This is a genomic window from Tuberibacillus sp. Marseille-P3662, assembly GCF_900178005.1.
Classification (GTDB): domain Bacteria; phylum Bacillota; class Bacilli; order Bacillales; family Sporolactobacillaceae; genus Marseille-P3662.
Map to the genome: position 1 here is coordinate 1,455,762 of NZ_FXBS01000006.1, position 15,393 is coordinate 1,471,154.

The 15,393-nt window shown below is 43.3% G+C and carries 15 protein-coding genes; 7 read left to right on the forward strand and 8 right to left on the reverse strand.

All coding sequences use genetic code 11. The features are described from left to right. Positions 1-23 precede the first annotated feature (23 nt). Genes B9Y89_RS15970 through B9Y89_RS15980 form a run of 3 tightly spaced genes read right to left on the reverse strand, consistent with a single transcriptional unit; the run spans position 24 to position 2,054 of the window. A complete protein-coding gene (locus tag B9Y89_RS15970) occupies positions 24-479 on the reverse strand; it encodes a dTDP-4-dehydrorhamnose 3,5-epimerase family protein (RefSeq protein WP_085524184.1) in 456 nt (151 codons plus the stop codon). After that, positions 457-1,323, reverse strand: coding sequence for a dTDP-4-dehydrorhamnose reductase (gene rfbD, locus B9Y89_RS15975; protein ID WP_085524185.1), 867 nt, complete (start codon positions 1,321-1,323; stop codon positions 457-459). The genes B9Y89_RS15970 and rfbD overlap by 23 nt, the downstream gene beginning before the upstream one ends. A 17-nt stretch (positions 1,324-1,340) precedes the next feature. Then, the gene (locus tag B9Y89_RS15980; RefSeq protein ID WP_085524186.1) at positions 1,341-2,054 is read right to left on the reverse strand and encodes a sugar phosphate nucleotidyltransferase; all 714 of its coding nucleotides are present in this window, start codon (positions 2,052-2,054) and stop codon (positions 1,341-1,343) included. Positions 2,055-2,754: 700 nt separating this feature from the next. On the opposite strand from B9Y89_RS15980, the gene B9Y89_RS15985 reads away from it, so the two are divergent. Together B9Y89_RS15985 and B9Y89_RS15990 are read left to right on the forward strand one after the other, a co-directional pair. Next, positions 2,755-3,585, forward strand: a complete 831-nt coding sequence (locus B9Y89_RS15985) for a glycoside hydrolase domain-containing protein (RefSeq protein WP_085524187.1) — start codon at positions 2,755-2,757, stop codon at positions 3,583-3,585. Between the two features lie 353 nt (positions 3,586-3,938). Continuing rightward, a complete protein-coding gene (locus B9Y89_RS15990) occupies positions 3,939-5,180 on the forward strand; it encodes a dicarboxylate/amino acid:cation symporter (RefSeq protein ID WP_085524188.1) in 1,242 nt (413 codons plus the stop codon). A gap of 19 nt (positions 5,181-5,199) precedes the next feature. Here B9Y89_RS15990 and B9Y89_RS15995 read toward each other — a convergent pair whose 3' ends face one another. The 5 genes from B9Y89_RS15995 to B9Y89_RS16015 all read right to left on the reverse strand — a co-directional run bounded on the left by B9Y89_RS15995 (position 5,200) and on the right by B9Y89_RS16015 (position 9,767). Next, complete coding sequence (locus B9Y89_RS15995; RefSeq protein ID WP_085524189.1) at positions 5,200-6,066, reverse strand: CvfB family protein; 867 nt, start codon at positions 6,064-6,066, stop codon at positions 5,200-5,202. A gap of 797 nt (positions 6,067-6,863) precedes the next feature. Further along, positions 6,864-7,328: a thioesterase family protein gene (locus B9Y89_RS16000; protein ID WP_085524190.1), complete on the reverse strand. Its 465-nt coding sequence runs from the start codon at positions 7,326-7,328 to the stop codon at positions 6,864-6,866. Between the two features lie 17 nt (positions 7,329-7,345). Then, positions 7,346-8,314: an L-carnitine dehydrogenase gene (locus B9Y89_RS16005; RefSeq protein ID WP_254901271.1), complete on the reverse strand. Its 969-nt coding sequence runs from the start codon at positions 8,312-8,314 to the stop codon at positions 7,346-7,348. Between the two features lies 1 nt (position 8,315). Continuing rightward, on the reverse strand, positions 8,316-9,209 hold the full coding sequence (locus B9Y89_RS16010; protein ID WP_085524192.1) for a beta-keto acid cleavage family enzyme: 894 nt from the start codon (positions 9,207-9,209) through the stop codon (positions 8,316-8,318). Between the two features lie 18 nt (positions 9,210-9,227). Continuing rightward, positions 9,228-9,767 (reverse strand): GbsR/MarR family transcriptional regulator, encoded by a 540-nt coding sequence (locus B9Y89_RS16015; RefSeq protein ID WP_085524193.1) that lies wholly within the window; start codon positions 9,765-9,767, stop codon positions 9,228-9,230. Positions 9,768-10,086: 319 nt separating this feature from the next. Here B9Y89_RS16015 and B9Y89_RS16020 point away from each other — a divergent pair, with 319 nt between their 5' ends. From B9Y89_RS16020 to B9Y89_RS16040, 5 genes are all read left to right on the forward strand, one after another. Further along, entirely contained in the window at positions 10,087-11,229 is a 1,143-nt protein-coding gene (locus B9Y89_RS16020) for a betaine/proline/choline family ABC transporter ATP-binding protein (RefSeq protein ID WP_085524194.1), read from the forward strand. 14 nt (positions 11,230-11,243) lie between these two features. Continuing rightward, the gene (locus tag B9Y89_RS16025; RefSeq protein ID WP_085524195.1) at positions 11,244-11,897 is read left to right on the forward strand and encodes an ABC transporter permease; all 654 of its coding nucleotides are present in this window, start codon (positions 11,244-11,246) and stop codon (positions 11,895-11,897) included. Between the two features lie 18 nt (positions 11,898-11,915). Then, positions 11,916-12,836 carry an osmoprotectant ABC transporter substrate-binding protein gene (locus B9Y89_RS16030; protein ID WP_085524774.1) on the forward strand — a complete coding sequence of 307 codons (921 nt, stop codon included), beginning with the start codon at positions 11,916-11,918 and terminating at the stop codon, positions 12,834-12,836. A gap of 14 nt (positions 12,837-12,850) precedes the next feature. Then, positions 12,851-13,525 carry an ABC transporter permease gene (locus tag B9Y89_RS16035; protein ID WP_085524196.1) on the forward strand — a complete coding sequence of 225 codons (675 nt, stop codon included), beginning with the start codon at positions 12,851-12,853 and terminating at the stop codon, positions 13,523-13,525. A gap of 82 nt (positions 13,526-13,607) precedes the next feature. Continuing rightward, positions 13,608-15,356 carry a CocE/NonD family hydrolase gene (locus B9Y89_RS16040; RefSeq protein ID WP_085524197.1) on the forward strand — a complete coding sequence of 583 codons (1,749 nt, stop codon included), beginning with the start codon at positions 13,608-13,610 and terminating at the stop codon, positions 15,354-15,356. Positions 15,357-15,393: the final 37 nt, after the last annotated feature.

Consider the following 15,393-nt stretch of genomic DNA (forward strand, 5'->3'; position numbering starts at 1 on the left):
TCTAACGTCATTTTCAATAAGCATTATCGGGCTTTTGTCTCCCAATCAAAGTTGATGACGGGATCGTCCCAGGCTATTCGTTCTTCATCAGGATGATCGCGATTATAAGGCTCAGATGTGAAATAGAGAATTGTTGCCGGCTTATTCCCAAGAACGCGATAACCATGGGCCACCAGACGAGGGATCAACAGCAATATCGGATGCTCTTCACCCATATAATAGACTTCCGTGACCCCTTTTGTTTGTGAATCCTGCCGTAAGTCATGCAGCACGACTTGCGCATGACCGGAAGGAAAAAACCAGAGATCCTCTTGCTGCCTATGGTAGTGAAAAGCTTTAATGACCCCGGGGAAACTCATGGATAATGTCGCTTGACCAAACTGTGTGAGCAATGCCTCATCACTACGCACCAATTCTGCTAAATAACCGCGGTCATCAAAGTTTTTTGTGATCGTTTTAGTTTTCACCCCGTCGATCATCGACCATCGACTCCTTCCATAAATATTCCTTCAGGGCTTCTTGCCAAATGCGTGGTTTCGTCATACAAGAGTGTTCCAACTTTTCCATACTTAATACGGAATACGCTGGCCGCTCCGCCTCCGTCTGAAAATCTTTCTTTTCGATCGGTAGCACCCATTCAGGGTCAGACCCTAAAAATTGATAAACCGTTTGCGCGAGCTCATAGCGGGAACAGTGCCGGTCATTACTGATATGATAGATTCCCGGTGGGCATTCAAGTAGATTTAAACACGCGCTGGCAAGATCATCAGCATAAGTAGGAGCACCGATTTCATCCGTGACCACTCGAACCGTTTCCTGATGTTCAGCGCGTCGTTTCATCGTACTGATAAAGTGATTGCCGCCATGACCAAATAACCAAGATGTTCGGACAATATAGTTGGCCGACAAGTCACAGCCAATGATTTCTTCACCTATCCACTTGCTCATGCCGTATACATTAATCGGATCGGTTGCATCATCCTCTTTATAGGGAATCGATTTTTCACCGCCAAACACATAATCCGTGCTAATATACATGACCGGACAATGCATACGTCGACATGCTTGAAGCACGTTTAAAACCCCTAGAGCGTTCACATTAAAAGCTTGACGCGGGTCGACCTCGCACTGATCAACATCGGTTAAAGCGGCTGCATGAATCACAATATCGGGTTCTAACTCACAGATCATGCTATCGGTTTCTTCACGATGGGTGACATCAAGAACCGTTCTAGATAGTGGAACAACCACATCGGATGGACGCTGCTTGCGTTTAAATGCTTCCCCGAGTTGCCCATCTCCGCCTGTGACCAAAATTTTCATGAACGTCACTCCCTATCCTATTCGTGGACGCAAACATTGGCTTGATAAAGCGTTTCATGAGTACCGGCATCAATCCACCAATCATTGAATACATCATAAGTGAGATCGCCTTCTTCGATATATTGATTATTAACATCCGTAATTTCTAATTCTCCGCGTCCTGATGGATCGATGCTCTCAATTCGATCAAACACCGTCCTATCAAACATATAAATACCCGTTACACAGTAATGGCTTAGCGGCTGCTTTGGTTTCTCATGAATCGCTGTAATCGTTTGATTCGTTTTATTGACGATTGCGACGCCGAATCGTTCCGGATCAGGAACATGCTTTAATAAAACATGGGCTCCCTTCTTTCGTTCCAAGAACTGTGAAACGAATGGCGCTAAGGATTGCCGGTAAATGTTATCGCCGAGATGAACCACGACTGATTCATCAGCTGCGAAATATTTGGCTTGATAGAGGGCGGCTGCGATCCCATCGGGTTGTTGTTGGATCCCATACTGAAGATTCACGCCCCACTCATGACCATCCCCTAACAATCGTTGAAACAAATCAAGATCATGTTGATTCGTAACAATGAACAAATCGCTTATCCCTGCCTCTTTTAATTTAAAAATCGGCCAAACAATCATAGGATAGCGGCCGACAGGCAATAGATGTTTATTGATGACTTTGGTTACCGGACGAAGCCTTGTGCCCGCCCCTCCGGCTAAAATAACGCCTTTCATAATTATGACACCAACCCTTTTACTGCGATTCCTAGCCGTCTTTTCTCTATCATATGTTTTGATTTTAGCGAAGTGACAGGCTATCTATAAATTGGTCATATGTGGGATGAGATGTCGATGTCTTGTGGCTGTTCCATTGCAGGAGCGTTGTCCCGCACTTGGCCCGAAACGACACATACGTGTCCCGTATTTTTATTATTCTGTCCCGCAAAACTTTAATCTTGGAACGCACCTGGCCCATTGCAGGAGCGTTGTCCCGCACTTGGCCCGAAACGACACATACGTGTCCCGTATTTTTATTATTCTGTCCCGCTAAACTTTAATATTGGAACGCACCTGGCCCATTGCAGGAGCGTTGTCCCGCACTTGGCCCGAAACGACACATACGTGTCCCATATTTTTATTATTCTGTCCCGCTAAACTTTAATATTGGAACGCACCTGGCCCATTGAAGGGGCGTTGTCACACACTTGGCCCGAAACGTCACAAACGTGTCCCGTATTTTTATTATTCTGTCCCACAAAACTTTAATCTTGGAACGCACGGGGACTATTGCAGGAGCACTCTCCCACATGATTATCACATCGCTATCAAACAGTGAATAGCATTATGGGCATTTCCCTTTTTTTCCGTATCATCTCACAGTCGTACAGCCTCAGAATACCCTGTTAATGACATTTTGTAAGAGAGGAGGACATTCATGCGATATTTTTGGAAGCGTCAAAGTTTATTCCAAAAAGATAATCACCGGTCCTCTTTTTGGTGGCTAATAATGATGGCCATTCCCATCTTTGTTATCGGTTCTCTTCTACTTCTTGCACTTCATTTCGATCCATCTTCCAAGCAACCGGACCAACCGAATGGATCAGATGATGAATCAAAACAAAAGCTCATTTGGGGTATTGATACAGCAAATCAAGTGACTGACAATTTGTATCAATGTGTTGATAAGCATTATGGTCAACCAGCAATCATTGGGCGTTACCTCGGTGATAAAGACAATGTTTCGACGGGCCTAACCCAAGATGAGGCCCAATTCATTCATCAGAAAGGCGCCAGGATCATCCCCATTCACAACCATTTCACGGATGCCACCGGTCGGAGCAATGGGATACAAGAAGCCCAAGAAGCCCTTGATTACGCTCAATCGCTTGATATTCCTAAGGAAACGTATCTGTTCGCCGATATTGAACCGAGTTATCCTGTGAATGCTGATTTTTTAATGGGTTGGACAAAAACATTAATTGATGCCCATTACCAAGCCGGGGTCTATGGTAACTTTGCTGACGATAATCTGAGAGACGTCTATCAGACAGCTAGTAAACAAAGCAATACGGTTAAAAAGAACCTCGCGATTTGGAGCAATGAACCCAAAACCGGTGTAACATCCAAAAAGCAAGCGCCCCATCACTTTAAAGCCGAAACGCCAAATTCATCGGAAACGTTCATCTGGCAATATGGTCTTGGTGCAAAGCAATGTAACACTGATACCAATCTTATTAAAAACAAGCTATCATCTGGATTATGGTAGAGACATCTTAAGTCCAAAGACTATGACACAGCAGCTCGAGTTAACAAGAAATCAACATATTTAGACTTATAAGATAAAAATAGTAACAAAATAAAAACCGCTAAAGCTGCATTAAAAATTGATTATTTCAATAAACACCCTCCGGTCTGTATTAGGTCGGAGGGTGTTTACTCTCGTTTTTGATTGACCTTAAGAAAGTATATCTCCCGAATCCCAAGTAAATAGATAGGATAAAAGCAAATTGTTTGTATGATCCTTCGACATCATATAAGATGTTATCGATTGAAATTAAAAACGCAAGGTCGGTCATCATTGTTGATATTTCGGAAACGATATAAATGGGAGGTTCAAACATGAAAAAAATTTGGAGCAGCTATATTGAAGCTTCTTTAATATTAAAAATAACGATCGCTCTAATATTAGGCATCATTGTCGGGTTGATTTTTGGTCAAGACGCAGCTGTTTTAGCGCCATTGGGTGATTTACTCATTCGCCTATTAAGATTCTTGATTATACCGTTAATCTTGTTCACTTTGATTGTCGGTATCAACCAAACGAAACCATCCAATCTAGGTAGAATGGGTGGCAAGGTATTCATCTACTATATTTTAACGTCAGCCTTGGCGTTGGTTGTCGGACTGACTGTTGCTTATCTTTTTAATCCAGGTGAAGGATTTAATCTCCAGACAGGTAATGAGGTTAATGTCCCGGATCGGCCGGGGATTGCCAGTGTCTTGTTAAATATCGTTCCTGATAATATTTTTAAGGCATTTAGTGAGCTGAACTTATTAGGTATTATTTTTACAGCCATTATCTTTGGTATTGGTCTTTCCACATTAAGAGCTTCAGAAAAAAACGCCGATTTGGGTGAATTTTTATTTAAAGTGATTCAAGCTTTAAATGAAATCACGTTAAAGATCATGTCTTGGATGTTGCAATATGTTCCGATTGGTATCTTTGCGATTATCGCTAAGACGGTTGGTAATCAAGGGGCTGAAACACTGGTCTCCCTCGGTAAAATGGTTGGCGTCTTGTATGGCGCAATCATCATTCAGATCATTTTATATATGGTCATATTGAAAATCTTTAAAGTGAATGTCGGAAGCTTCCTTTCACAAGCACGTACACCGATGCTGACCGCTTTTGCGACGCAAAGCAGCTCAGGGACATTGCCGGTGACGCTCAATGCTGCCAAAAACCTTAATTTAACAAAGGGTCTTTACGGTTTTAGCTTGCCTCTTGGAGCAACGATCAACATGGACGGCGCCGCGATACGAATTGGCGTTTCTGCTGTCTTCGCGGCTAATGTGGTTGATGCTTCTCTTTCGATGGGAAATATCATTGAAATCGTTATGATTGGTACGCTCGCTACGATTGGTACTGCTGGTGTTCCCGGTGCCGGACTGATTATGATCGCAACGGTTTTCCAACAAGCAGGACTCCCGATTGAAACCGTCGCCCTGCTAAGTTCCATTGATGCCTTAGTCGGCATGGGCGCAACAATGACCAATATAACCGGTGATTTAGTCGGAACAACAGTGATCAATGAGACGGAAAAAAATAAAACTAAAACACCAGAGCCCTTGGAATCCTGATCCAAGGGCTTTCAGATATTTATATTTTCTCACCGGCTACGTAGGTCCATCCGTCCTGTTGATAAACCTTCTTTTCTTTCATTAGCCTGCCAAGGGCCCTCTTAAAAGGGGCTTTATTCATATTAAATATTGCTTTAATGTCGTCCGGAGATGTTCGGTCGCCATAAGGCATTGAGCCGCCATGATTGACTAAATAGGAGAAGATGAGCTCGGCATCTGTGTCAATACTTTCTTGCTTGCGTGGCAGCAAAGAAACATTAACAGTGCCATCATCTTTAACCTCAATAATCCTTCCCATAACTTTTTCGCCGAGATGAGGCTCTTGTTTACGCTCACTGTGATGTATGAATCCCTTTATCCCGTCCTTTGTTATAAAAAAAGAACCGCTTGGAATCATTCGATAAATCGTTGCTGTAATATCTTGATTGAACATCTCGCTTGTAGCATCTTTTGCTAGGGTAGCGATCTCTTGTTCATCCGCTAGTTTAGCCAACAGTCTGCCCTTTTTATCAAGTTTCAGGGCACAATACAGCTCGTCCTCCACATTGGGCCACATTGAATTGTGATCCGGTAAATCATCTAAGGATAAAAGAATATCCTTGTTAATGCCAATATCTATAAAGACACCTAGTTTTCTTTTCACAGTGACAACAGGTAACCATTGATATGTATCAAATGTAACGTCTGGAATCGTCATTGTCGCGGCAAGACGTCCTTTCTTATCATGGTATAAAAACACTGTAACAAAATCGCCTTCAACAATATTGTCTTCGATTTCATATTCATGAAGCAATACTTCCTCGTTATCACTTTTTAAAAAGTAACCAAATGATACTTCCCTTTCAACATAAAGCGTCCTAACAGCGCCCGCATGCAGTTCCTCCATTCCTTGCTCACCTTCCCTTTTCTATCATTATTATAGCAAATATTGATGCACTTATTCGATATTCAATTGAAATTAAACCAAACAGAGGCTGGAACAAATCTAAAACAGGATACTCAGGAAGCCGAACAGTAAGATATGAAAGCAAGTTCTAAGCGTCGTCAAAATGCGTAGACGCCTGCGGGAACAGCACGAACGCCTTAGAATAAGCTTCTTTGGACTGCGACGAAGCATTTGCTTCCCTGAAAAGGCTTGAAGATGCAGGAGCACGAACGCCTTAGAATAAGCTTCTTTGGACTGCGACGAAGCATTTTGCTTCCCTGAATAGGCTTGAAGATGCAGGAGCACGAACGCCTTAGAATAAGCTTCTTTGGACTGCGACGAAGCATTTGCTTCCCTGAAAAGGCTTGAAGATGCAGGAGCACGAACGCCTTAGAATAAGCTTCTTTGGACTGCGACGAAGCATTTTGCTTCCCTGAAAAGGCTTGAAGATGCAGGAGCACGAACGCCTTAGAATAAGCTTCTTTGGATTGCGACGAAGCATTTTGCTTCCCTGAAAAGGCTTGAAGATGCAGGAGCACGAGCCGAAGATCCACTTGGTCAAGCGGTTTTCTTTACCAAGTTAGCTGAGGCCGTGCCCGCGGCAAGCGAAGGATTTTGACGATGCGATGATAGGAATTGCTATTCTAAACAAATAATCCGAACTGATTATTAAACAAGTTCGGATTATTCTATAACTAATATACTTTTGTTCCATCCAGCCTCTTATTATCACTCTTTTATTAAGCTACGTCTATACATTAACGCTTTTTTATCCCTATGGTCCGCCCAGCTTCTTTGGGTAACGAATAGGTTGACTGTTCATGATTAATCTGTTGAATCTGATTTTGGATCATTTCCGGAAAAGGAGACGGACGTCCAGTATGCATATCCATGCCCATCAGCATTTGCTCGCTTGTCGCCAATTTCCCGCCACCTTCATCTGTCATCGTGAAGAATACGTGAAGACGCTTCGCATCATCGTCAAGCAGCTGCATTGTCACAAGTAAATTCTGATCCTCATGCGCTTCATCTAAGTAGCAGACATGCGTCTCTAATGTGAACATTGAGTACTGTTGTTCCGAACGAAACGTCTCATTCATACCCAAATTGTCCATCAACTGATCAACGGCCAGACTGAACACTTGCGCATAAGCGGCATCATTCATATGACCGTTGTAATCAACCCAATCAGGACGAACGGCTGTCTTCATTAATAATGACATTTTTAAAATCTCCTTAACTATATGCGGCCGTTCAGATTAGCAGCCGGCCAATATTTTTCAAGCAAATCGGTCAATTCGATAAGAAAATCATCTCGGCGTTGATTCAGTTCAGTCACTGAATGCCCTTGCGTCTGTTGTTCACAGCCTTCAACCACGCGCTGAGCCAGTTCATCCGTCAGCTCTGGAGCTTCGAGTTTTGTCCACGGGAGTTTCAAGGCAGGACCAAATTGTTCTAGCATGTGCCGCATGCCTTGTTCTCCCCCTGCTAAGTGTAGCGTTAGGAATGGCCCCATTAAGGCCCAGCGTAAACCAGGACCGTATACAATCGATGCATCCACTTCTTCAGTTGTAGCGACGCCGTCATTAACAATATGTAGCGCTTCACGCCAGATAGCTTCCATCAGTCTGTCTGCTACATGGCCTTCAATTTCCCGTTCAACAATAAGAGGCTTCATATGAAGTGAATCATAAAATTGTCTAGCTTTATGAATGACGTTAGAATCCGTATTTTGACCGCCAACAAGTTCAACAAGCGGGATCAAATAAACCGGGTTAAATGGATGCGCAACAATCACTCGTTCAGGGTGGTTACAATCAGCCTGTAATGTACTTGGCATAATACCAGACGTACTGGAAGCCATGATGGCATCCGGTTTAGCAAAACGATCAATATCGGCTAAAACTTTGCGCTTTAGTGGTTCGCGCTCAGGCACATTTTCTTGGATAAAATCAGCCTGGCTAACGGCTTTCTCAAGATTTGGCTCAAAATATAGACGATCCCGTGAAGCCCCTTCAGCTAAACCTTGTTTCTCAAGAGCTGGCCATGCATGATCAATCGCTTTTCTCATACTTGATTCAGCCCCTTCGGCTGGATCTGAAGCGATCACTTCATAACCTTGGGATAAAAATCGAGCAATCCAGCCGTTGCCGATGACCCCTGTGCCGACAACAGCTACTTGTTTAACAGTTGTTTCTTGATGTTCCATTCTATTCAGCCTTTCCATGTGGGTTTCTAAGTCCTAACTGTTCGCGTGCTTCACTCGGTGACATTGGTTTGGGTCCAAGCTTGTCAATCATTGAGACCGCTTTGTCTACCAATTGGGCATTCGTCCCAAGCACACCTTTTTCTAGATAAAGGTTGTCTTCCAAGCCAACACGGACGTGTCCGCCAAGCAGAACCGACTGTGCAGCCATCGGCAGTTGCTGGCGCCCGATACCAAATGCTGTCCAGTGGGCATGATCCGATACCTTATTTCGCATAGTTAACATGGTTTCCGCATCGGCTTCTGCTGCCCATGGAATACCGAGACAAAATTGGAATAATGGATCGCCGTCAATCAATCCTTCACTCTTTAACTGATTCGCAAACCGGACCTGTCCAGTGTCAAAACACTCAAGTTCCGGTTTGACACCACTTTTTTGAATGAGAGCAGCTTGCCTGCGCAGCCAATGGGTCGGACTCATGTAAATTTGTTCACCGAAATTAACACTACCGCAATCAAGCGTACAGATTTCCGGTAGTAGTTCACCAACAGGTTCGTGACGCTCTTCAGGCCGTTGAATATCAGTGCCTTCTCCAGCTGTTAAAGGATTTTCTGCGTTGGGAACCCAATCACCGCCACCGCCTGCGGTTAAATTTAAAATGACATCAGTGTCAGATTCTCGGACACGTTCAACAACTTCACGAAATAGATTCGTATCGTGGCTGAGTTTACCGGTCTTTGGATCACGAACATGAATGTGCGCAATCGCGGCCCCCGCTTTTGCTGCTTCAATAGCTGATTCAGCAATTGCCTCCGGTGTCACGGGAACATGTGGACTTTTTTCTGTTGTGTCCCCTGCCCCTGTTATCGCTGCTGTAAAGATCACTTTTTTTTGCATATGAATGCCTCCATTCAATCATTGATGTTTTGGTACATGTTTAAAGACCTCGCCGCTTTCAAAGAATTCAATCAGCCGACTGATCCAATCGTAATATTCAACCCAAACTTTTGTTTCTTCTAATAATTCATTAACCTTTTGCTCAACATCAGCTGTTAAGTCGTTGCTCTCATCAAGCGCTACTAAATCTTCCTTTAGTTTACGTTCAAACATTTTATTTTTATTAATCGCTTTGCGCCAATTCGTTGTGAATAGTGATATAAACGTTTGATAGTAATCCCGTTCAACATTGAACAAGTCTTTACGTACGCCTTTTTCAAACACTTTTTCCGCAATATTTAAATCAATCATTTCGCGAACGACTTGGCTCATTCTTGTCTTACTCATGCCCGTTTCCTCTGACAATTCATCTAGCGTCATGGGTTCACGGTTCATATAGATAATCCCGAGCACGCGGCCAACTGTCGTGGAAACACCGAACGTATGCATGTTATCGGCGATTTTCTCTGCAAACTGTTTTCTAGCATGAGTCACCTTTTCTAGTGATTGATCATCCATGTCCTTCCCCCCTTAGGAACCGTTTAATATAACTGAATGTAACACGTTTTAAAGAAAATCAAAAAAAAGACATTGGATAGCAAACAAAAGCAATTCCGAGCAATTTTAAGAAAGAATCGCTTTAAAATCTATAAAACAAAAAATATACGTACAAAATATATAATTTGTTCAATTTATGCATTTTTTATTTTACAAAATGACATTTACACTAGAATACGTTAGCGAATTGCAAACGATCGAACAGTACATAGTTTTTCGCTTTAGAATATCTATTGATCTATTCATAAACCATATAAAACTACTAGGAGGTATCACTTACTTGCTGACTTTTGAAAATGTATCCAAAGTATATGCCGGAGATAAAAAGGCGGTTGAGCATCTATCGCTTGATGTACAAACGGGCGAGTTCATTGTTTTTATTGGACCAAGTGGGTGTGGGAAAACCACAACAATGAAAATGATCAATCGCATTATTGAACCGTCAGAAGGAAGTATTTATGTGGGCGGGGAGAATATTTTACAACAAAATGCGGTTGAATTACGGCGTTCAATCGGTTATGTCATTCAACAGATTGGTTTATTTCCACATATGACTATTAGAGATAATATCGCGCTTGTGACCAAACTATTAAAATGGCCCGAGGATAAGCGGCATGCCCGTGCTGAAGAACTATTAAAACTCGTAGATATGCCTTCAGATTACCTTAACCGCTACCCACACGAATTAAGCGGGGGACAACAACAGCGGATTGGCGTACTACGTGCGTTAGCCGCAGACCCGCCATTAATATTAATGGATGAGCCTTTCGGTGCTCTTGACCCAATTACGAGAGATACGTTACAAGAAGAATTTAAAAAACTTCAACAAAGTCTTGGTAAGACAATCGTGTTCGTGACTCATGACATGGATGAGGCCTTAAAATTAGCCGATCGTATTGTCATTATGCGGGATGGACAAATGGTTCAAGTGGGTACACCTGATGATATTATCCGAAACCCTGCCAATGAATTTGTAGAGGAATTTATCGGTAAAGATCGTCTCGTTCAGGCACAGCCAGATATCCGCACAGTCGGACAAATTATGAACCCTGATCCCGCTGTGATTACCGAACAACATTCATTATCGGAAGCTATCCAATACATGAAACAAAAACGCGTCGATTCTCTACTCGTAATCGATCAAGAAAACACATTGAAAGGCTTTATCGATATTGAGATCATCGATCACCATCATAGGAAAGGTCTTAATGTCGGTGATGTGATGGATCCATCACCTTATAGCGTGGAAAAACAAGCCTTACTCCGGGATACAATCCACCGGATTTTGAAACGAGGAACGAAAAACGTTCCCGTCGTTGACACCGACCATCGTTTAGTGGGGATTGTTACTCGCGCAAGTCTTGCAGATGTGGTTTATGACTCTATCTGGGGTGAGTCAGAAGTACTCACAACCATTAGCTAATAAGGAGGGATAACTTGGAAGCTTTCTTTAATTTCTTAGCAAACAATGGAACACAGCTACTCCTTAAAACATGGGAGCATTTTTATATTTCGTTAACGGCCGTCGCCCTCGGCGTGTTAGTGGCAGTCCCGCTGGGCATTTTTCTAACTCGCGTGCCCAAAATTTCCGGAGCCGTCATGAGCATTGTCGGAATCATACAAACCTTTCCGAGTCTAGCCATTTTAGCCTTTTTCATTCCGATTCTCGGCATTGGTAAAATTCCAGCAATAGTTGCCCTATTTTTCTATTCCGTTTTGCCGATATTGCGGAATACGTACACAGGTGTCAAAGATGTTGATCAAAGTCTATTAGAATCTGGCCGCGGTATGGGCATGAAAGGTTGGGAATGTATCCGTTATGTTGAAGTCCCGCTCGCTCTACCCGTGATTATGGCCGGCATTCGGGTCTCTACAGTGTATTTAATCGGGTGGGCCACGCTTGCTTCTTTCATTGGAGCTGGTGGTTTAGGTGATTATATTTTCAATGGGCTCAACTTATATCGCCCCGACTTTATCATAGCCGGCGCCGTGCCATCGACATTGTTAGCTTTGGTGACCGATCTCCTCTTCGGTCGTCTGGAAAGCTGGCTAACGCCTAACGGAATAAAAAATACAAAAGAAGCCGCTTAGAAGGGAGCCATTTTTGTGCTGAAAACATCTCGCAAAATCGTTTTATTATTCGTCGTTACCATCATATTGCTCAGCGGTTGTTCTCTTCCCGGCTTAAGCGGGCCTTCTGAGAAAACCGTAACGATTGGAACTTTAGGCACATCTGAGTCCAAGACCATTGGTAACATGATCAAGCAAATGATTGAACATAACACAGATCTGCAGGTTGAAATGGTTGGTAATCTGGGATCATCCACGGTTCAACACAAAGCCATGATGAGCGGTGATATCGATATTACTGCGACCCGATATACTGGAACTGATATCGTGGGTGCACTGAACATGGACCCCATTACAGACCCAGAAAAGGCTCTTAAAACGGTTAAGAGAGAATTTGATCAACGCTTTAACCAGACTTGGTTTGATTCCTATGGATTCGCGAATTCGTATGCTTTTACGGTTACAAGCCAATTAGCCAAAAATAAACATTTAGAAACGGTATCAGATTTAGAAAAATATGCTTCAGATCTTAGGCTGGGTGTCGATAGTGCCTGGATCGAACGTAAGGGTGTTGGCTATGATGCATTTGTTAAGGAATACGGGTTTGAGTTTAACCGTGTTTATCCCATGCAGTTGGGTCTCGTCTACCAAGCCGTTGCTAATGGGAAGATGGATGTCGTTTTAGCTTACACGACGGATGGGCGTATCGAAGACTTTAACCTCGTCACCTTAAAAGATAATAAGCATTTCTTCCCACCTTATGATGCTTCACCCGTTGCTAGGAATGAAGTGCTGAAAAAACACCCTGAACTGCGTGATATCTTAAATCAATTAGCAGGCAAGATCAGTACGAAAACGATGCGCAAATTGAACTATAAAGCTGATGTCAAACTGAAGGAACCATCCATTATAGCCAAAAATTTTCTTGAAAAACATCACTACTTCAAGAACAAAGAATGAGGAGGTGACACAAAGTGGAAACGATTGAGCAATTAGGTACGTATTATTCACAAAATCTCGAATATGTTTGGTCACAATTTTTTCGACACTTTTTAATGTCAGCTTATGGTGTTTTATTTGCTGCGATTGTCGCCATTCCGGTCGGAATTTTAATTGCACGGCGCTACAAATTAAGCACTTGGGTCATTTCCCTGACAAATATCATTCAAACCATTCCCGCATTGGCCATGTTAGCTGTTCTTATGCTTGTCTTGGGATTAGGTGCCAATACCGTTGTTGTGGGGTTATTTCTCTATTCATTACTACCAATCCTTAAAAATACATATACTGGAATACGCAGTGTAGACAGTGCTATCCTTGAATCTGGACATGCGATGGGTATGACTAAATTTCAAGTCTTGCGGATGGTTGAATTACCGCTTGCGCTATCAGTGATTATGGCCGGTATTCGAACAGCATTTGTCATCGCCATCGGGATTGCGACGATCGGGACATTTATCGGAGCTGGCGGTCTAGGTTCAATTATTGTCCGCGGTACCAATGCCACGAATGGTGCAGCCATTATTTTGGCGGGAGCAATTCCAACAGCTTTAATGGCAGTCATTGCCGATATTGTTTTGGGATGGATCGAACGGGTGCTCTCACCGACCAAAGGTCAATCAACCGATAAGGCAAACAAGGCAGCATGATTTTACTTCCAGCGATCCATTCGGATGAAGCCTCCGGATGGATCGCTTGTATCAACGATTTTAGTTCTAAGGAGATGAACACATGACAAGCTCACAAATCCTTGTTGAGAAAAACATCCCTTGTACCATGCGAGATGGTACGATCTTATACGCAGATATTTATCGTCCGAATCACAACGGCCCCTTCCCTGTCTTGCTGACACGAATCCCCTATAATAAAGATTTACCTATGTTCTCGCATCGTTATATCGACACACACCGGCTTGTCATGAACGGCTATGTCGTCATCATTCAAGATGTGCGCGGACGGTTTGCTTCAGATGGAGACTTTTTACCGTTTGTAAATGAAGCTGAAGATGGTTACGACACTGTAGAGTGGGCCGCTTCGCTCCCCTATTCGACCGGAAAAGTCGGGATGTTCGGCTTATCGTACTATGGTTTTACTCAATTACTCGCAGCGAGCGCACGTCCACCTCACCTAGAATGTATGGTGCCAGCGATGACATTAAATGACCAGCGCAACAGTCTTGCCTTTAACAATGGCCCTTATGAATTAGGTTTATTCGAAACCTGGACCCTTGAATCCATCGTACCTGACCTAGTCAAACGGACCTATACTGAACCTGATACCTACAAAAAGAAAATGATGACGATGGCTGAATTTTATAATGACATCCAAAATTGGTATCCCTATGCTCCTGTCAACGAATGGCCGCCTGTTCAAGAACTCGGTGTCGCCGATTTTTTCGTTCAATCGCTAACCAAAGATTTGGATGACGATGATTGGCGTAAGACAAGCATCACCCATAAGTATGAATCGTTCGATGTTCCCGCTTATCATATTGGGGGATGGTACGATGCCTTGCTACCTTCGACGATCGACAATTTTACTGAAATGAAGAAAAACATTGAAGGCTCTCATGGTGAAAACAAACAAAAATTAATCATCGGCCCATGGGGACACGGGGATTTTGGTTCCGTCATTGGTGAACGTTCTTTCGGCATCCATGCATCCGAAGATTGGATCAACTATCATGAAGACCTTACCGACTTGCACCTGCGTTGGTTTGATTATTGGCTGAAAGGCATTGAAACACACATTACTGACGAAGCACCGATTAAACTATTTGTCATGGGGATCAATCAATGGCGGGATGAACAGGAATGGCCGTTGGCCCGAACACAGTATATTCCATACTACTTCCATAGCAATGGCCGAGCGAATACAAAGGATGGTGACGGGCGGCTAGCCCCGGAAGAACCTATCCATGAGCCAACCGATCACTTTTTATATGACCCGGCTGACCCTGTCCCCACCCATGGCGGTCCAACATTATATTCTGGCATACAAACAATGGGACCGCGTGACCAACGTTCGATTGAAGAAAGGACCGATGTCCTTGTCTATTCATCTGAAGGGTTAGAGAAGTCCTTGGAAGTGACCGGTCCGGTAAAAGTATATCTGTGGGCGAAAAGCGACGCCCCTGACACAGACTTCAGCGCCAAACTAATCGATGTATGTCCAGATGGAACTGCCTATCACTTGACAGAAGGGATCGTTCGTGCGAAATATCGGAATGGGTTTACGCCTGAGGAACCACTTAGTGGAGAAGTCACCCAATATGAGATTGACCTTTGGGCAACAAGTTATGTGTTTTTACCCGATCATTGTGTCAGAGTCGAGATATCATCAAGCAGTTTTCCACGATTTGATACCAACTTGAACACCGGAGAAACAATGATTAGTAGTGATACGTTTCAGACAGCGAAGCAGACGATTTTTCATGAACAAGACTATCCCTCCCACATTCTATTGCCGATCATTAATTAAAAGGGTCTGGCCCCCCACTTTACTAAAGTATTAATGC

Bases quoted from the DNA above. Each gene is read 5' to 3' on its own strand.
- B9Y89_RS15970 (WP_085524184.1), bottom strand. From the start codon at position 479: ATGATCGACGGGGTGAAAACTAAAACGATCACAAAAAACTTTGATGAC.
- rfbD (WP_085524185.1), bottom strand. From the start codon at position 1,323: ATGAAAATTTTGGTCACAGGCGGAGATGGGCAACTCGGGGAAGCATTT.
- B9Y89_RS15980 (WP_085524186.1), bottom strand. From the start codon at position 2,054: ATGAAAGGCGTTATTTTAGCCGGAGGGGCGGGCACAAGGCTTCGTCCG.
- B9Y89_RS15985 (WP_085524187.1), top strand. From the start codon at position 2,755: ATGCGATATTTTTGGAAGCGTCAAAGTTTATTCCAAAAAGATAATCAC.
- B9Y89_RS15990 (WP_085524188.1), top strand. From the start codon at position 3,939: ATGAAAAAAATTTGGAGCAGCTATATTGAAGCTTCTTTAATATTAAAA.
- B9Y89_RS15995 (WP_085524189.1), bottom strand. From the start codon at position 6,066: ATGGAGGAACTGCATGCGGGCGCTGTTAGGACGCTTTATGTTGAAAGG.
- B9Y89_RS16000 (WP_085524190.1), bottom strand. From the start codon at position 7,328: ATGTCATTATTAATGAAGACAGCCGTTCGTCCTGATTGGGTTGATTAC.
- B9Y89_RS16005 (WP_254901271.1), bottom strand. From the start codon at position 8,314: ATGGAACATCAAGAAACAACTGTTAAACAAGTAGCTGTTGTCGGCACA.
- B9Y89_RS16010 (WP_085524192.1), bottom strand. From the start codon at position 9,209: ATGCAAAAAAAAGTGATCTTTACAGCAGCGATAACAGGGGCAGGGGAC.
- B9Y89_RS16015 (WP_085524193.1), bottom strand. From the start codon at position 9,767: ATGGATGATCAATCACTAGAAAAGGTGACTCATGCTAGAAAACAGTTT.
- B9Y89_RS16040 (WP_085524197.1), top strand. From the start codon at position 13,608: ATGACAAGCTCACAAATCCTTGTTGAGAAAAACATCCCTTGTACCATG.